The sequence below is a fragment of the uncultured Winogradskyella sp. genome, assembly GCF_963975125.1.
In the GTDB taxonomy this organism is placed as follows: domain Bacteria; phylum Bacteroidota; class Bacteroidia; order Flavobacteriales; family Flavobacteriaceae; genus Winogradskyella.
In genome coordinates, this window is sequence record NZ_CAXBGB010000148.1 from 1 (window position 1) to 2,880 (window position 2,880).

Consider the following 2,880-nt stretch of genomic DNA (forward strand, 5'->3'; position numbering starts at 1 on the left):
GCAATTTTGGTATTTGGTCGTATTACAATAATATCGTTAAGTTGTAATTTTTCTATGGAAATTTCTTCTACTTTATCTCCTCTTTTAACCAATGCCATTTTAGGTGATAAATTACCCAATGCTTCAATAGATTTTTTTGCTTTGTTCATTGCATATTTTTCCATTGCGTGACCAATACTAAATAAAAATAATAGCAATGCACCTTCTTCCCAACTGCCAATATATGCAGCGCCAACAGCAGCAATAATCGTTAAAAAATCGATTTCAAACTCGCCTTTTCTTACTTTTACAATAGCTTCAAGCGTTGTAAAATAACCACCAAAAAAATAGGTTGCTATATAACTGTATAGGGCTATTTCTGGTAATTTGAATCCCAATTCTAAAATTAAGCCTGTAAAGAAAAATACGCCACTTAAAATAGCAAAGTATAACTCGGTTTTTTTACCGAAAATACCATCGTGTGAGTGATTGTGTTCTTTATTTTTCATGTGTAGATAATATTTGTTTTTTAACGGTTATATGTAATTCGCATATCTTCATTGGTGTTTGCGACCAATTTTCGGTCATGCTCATTTCATACGTTTCAAATGTTTTTAATTTATAGTCATTCCAATTTCAATACCAATTGGGCAAACTGTACTTGTATGGTATCATCCAAACCCTGTATTAAGGAATCCAGACCTATATCTGACACTAAAACCTGTCCTCTTGCACTTATCAAGCATGACATACTTACTCCTTGTTCTATATGCGTAATGGTTGCCTTAAATTGTGATATATATGACTTCCCTTGATAGGTAATGGTTACCAGCCAATTAAAGTTGATGGACTCATGTCGTTTTGATAAAAAATCCTGTGATGGAATAGTACCAGTGAACCGTAGCATTAAAGGGTCTTCCAGCTCTTTTAAACTGGAATTGACTTCAGGAATATCTGTTGATAAGGTTTTTAGGTCGAGTACACCATTAACCACTTTGGAATCATAATCAAGATATAGGGTCAATTTATGGCTTTCTGCCTTGACGGATTTATCGTCAACCAAAGCCATCATCATTATATGACCTTCTTCAGTTGTATAAATTTTTTGGGCGCTAACTTTATAATAACTAACCAACAAGATTATTAAAATAAAATATTTAGCATTCATAATATCTATCTGTAATTGTATAATTAAAAAAAGCAGCTTCTACTATTGCTTTTAATGCTATTAATCATGTTGCTTTGAAAAAGCATCATAAAAGCTGCCTGCTAATAATTAAGTTTTCACTCATTATTTTTAAAAAAAAACATCATTTAAGCAAATTAAGTTCTATTACTGGCCATCAATGTTTTCTGTTTTTTATACCGAAATAATAAATTAGTGCAATACTGACACCTAATAGTCCGAACAGAATATTCTCAAAAATTTGATTCCCATTTGTATTCAAAATTTCAATTAAATTATTCTTTAAATAATGCCACCAATTAATTTCGTTAGCTTGATTCCCAAAGTTGAAAATACTAATTCCTAGGGGTTGAATAATAAATACACCTATGGCAAACCCAATTAAAATGGTAATAGATTTTTTTTTATTCATCAAACTGTCTTTAACGGAAAGAAGCTTACTGACTCTCAATCCATATTTTGGCTTCTTCCTTTTGGTTTATATTAAAATATTTAAGGTCGGCATTGGTAAAAGGCTTCATAAATTGGGTTGCCCATTCCTGCCATTTCTTGTCGCCTACCATGGCAATGCGTTCATAATCCTTTTCATGTGTAACATCCATTTTAAAATCTTCCCAAAGCCCTTTAATAGTCCATCCTTCAAAATTATTCATCTCAAAATACCAACGTACCTTTAAGCCCTTATCAAGAATAGAGTGAATAATAGGATGTATTTTCTCTATATCCTGTTGCTCTAATTTTCCAGTGGCTATAGTTGTAATCACGTTATCTTGTTTAATATCAATTATTTGTAACATTTGTTTAAAATTAACTTAATTATTTGTGCAACGGAAGTGCATTTATTGTCCATTACATTTATCGCAAATGCCTTTAACCACCAAGTTCACATTTTCTGCTTTAAAACCTTCTAGTAAATTAATGTGTGGGATTTTATGCGCTGTTAAACAAACGGTTTCATTGCAATTTGTACAGTGAAAATGCAGGTGTAAATCGGTGTCCATTTCGCAATTGCAATTTTCTTCACATAAGGCATATTTTGTAATACCAGTTCCATCATCTATTTGATGGGCGATACCATTTTCTACAAAGGTTTTTAGGGTGCGATACAAGGTTGTTCTTTCAGAATTATCAAAATACGCTTCAACATTTGTTAGACTGACTGCTACTTTTTTATTTAAGAGAAATTGTAAAACCAACAAACGCATAGCTGTTGGTTTTACATTATTGTTCTCTAATATTTGCTCTAAATTTGTCATTCTGCTATAAATTAAAGCGCTTTAAGGAATCTCCTGTCTTAATTTGAAAGGCATCCTCTATATTGGTTATATAAATAATGCCATCGGCTGGTTCTTCGGTTTTGCCGTTTGTCATAATTATCTCTATGGCCGCTTGGGCTTCTTCATTTTGGCACACCAATTCTATTTTAATTACTGGGCTATCGGTAATACGAAAATCCAGCGAAGGTTTTGCTCCTTTTGCCTTAAATGCTCCTGTGCCTTCGGCTTGCGAAAGGGTCATACTTTCAAACCCATTATCGGTCAGGGCTTCTATAATTTTTTGTATCCTGTTTGGTTTTACAAATGCTTTTACTTCTTTCATCTGTTGATGTTTATTTGTTTTTTAATTGTCAGATGTAATTATTTACATCGTGAATAATTGATTTTTAAAGGTGTTCATGAATCTTCGATTTCGCCAATCAACATTTCGGTTGGTAT

At 32.4% G+C, this 2,880-nt stretch carries 5 protein-coding genes and 1 pseudogene; all 6 read right to left on the reverse strand.

The window, feature by feature from the left end:
- Positions 1–488: pseudogene (locus AAC053_RS13865) on the reverse strand (heavy metal translocating P-type ATPase); the annotation flags it as partial.
- A gap of 116 nt (positions 489–604) precedes the next feature.
- Entirely contained in the window at positions 605–1,147 is a 543-nt protein-coding gene (locus tag AAC053_RS13870; RefSeq protein WP_339757874.1) for a hypothetical protein, read from the reverse strand.
- A gap of 175 nt (positions 1,148–1,322) precedes the next feature.
- On the reverse strand, positions 1,323–1,577 hold the full coding sequence (locus AAC053_RS13875) for a hypothetical protein (protein WP_339757877.1): 255 nt from the start codon (positions 1,575–1,577) through the stop codon (positions 1,323–1,325).
- A 25-nt stretch (positions 1,578–1,602) separates the two neighbouring features.
- The gene (locus AAC053_RS13880; RefSeq protein WP_339757879.1) at positions 1,603–1,929 is read right to left on the reverse strand and encodes an STAS/SEC14 domain-containing protein; all 327 of its coding nucleotides are present in this window, start codon (positions 1,927–1,929) and stop codon (positions 1,603–1,605) included.
- A gap of 75 nt (positions 1,930–2,004) precedes the next feature.
- Positions 2,005–2,421: a transcriptional repressor gene (locus tag AAC053_RS13885; RefSeq protein ID WP_339757881.1), complete on the reverse strand. Its 417-nt coding sequence runs from the start codon at positions 2,419–2,421 to the stop codon at positions 2,005–2,007.
- A gap of 4 nt (positions 2,422–2,425) precedes the next feature.
- The gene (locus AAC053_RS13890) at positions 2,426–2,764 is read right to left on the reverse strand and encodes a P-II family nitrogen regulator (RefSeq protein WP_339757884.1); all 339 of its coding nucleotides are present in this window, start codon (positions 2,762–2,764) and stop codon (positions 2,426–2,428) included.
- Positions 2,765–2,880: the final 116 nt, after the last annotated feature.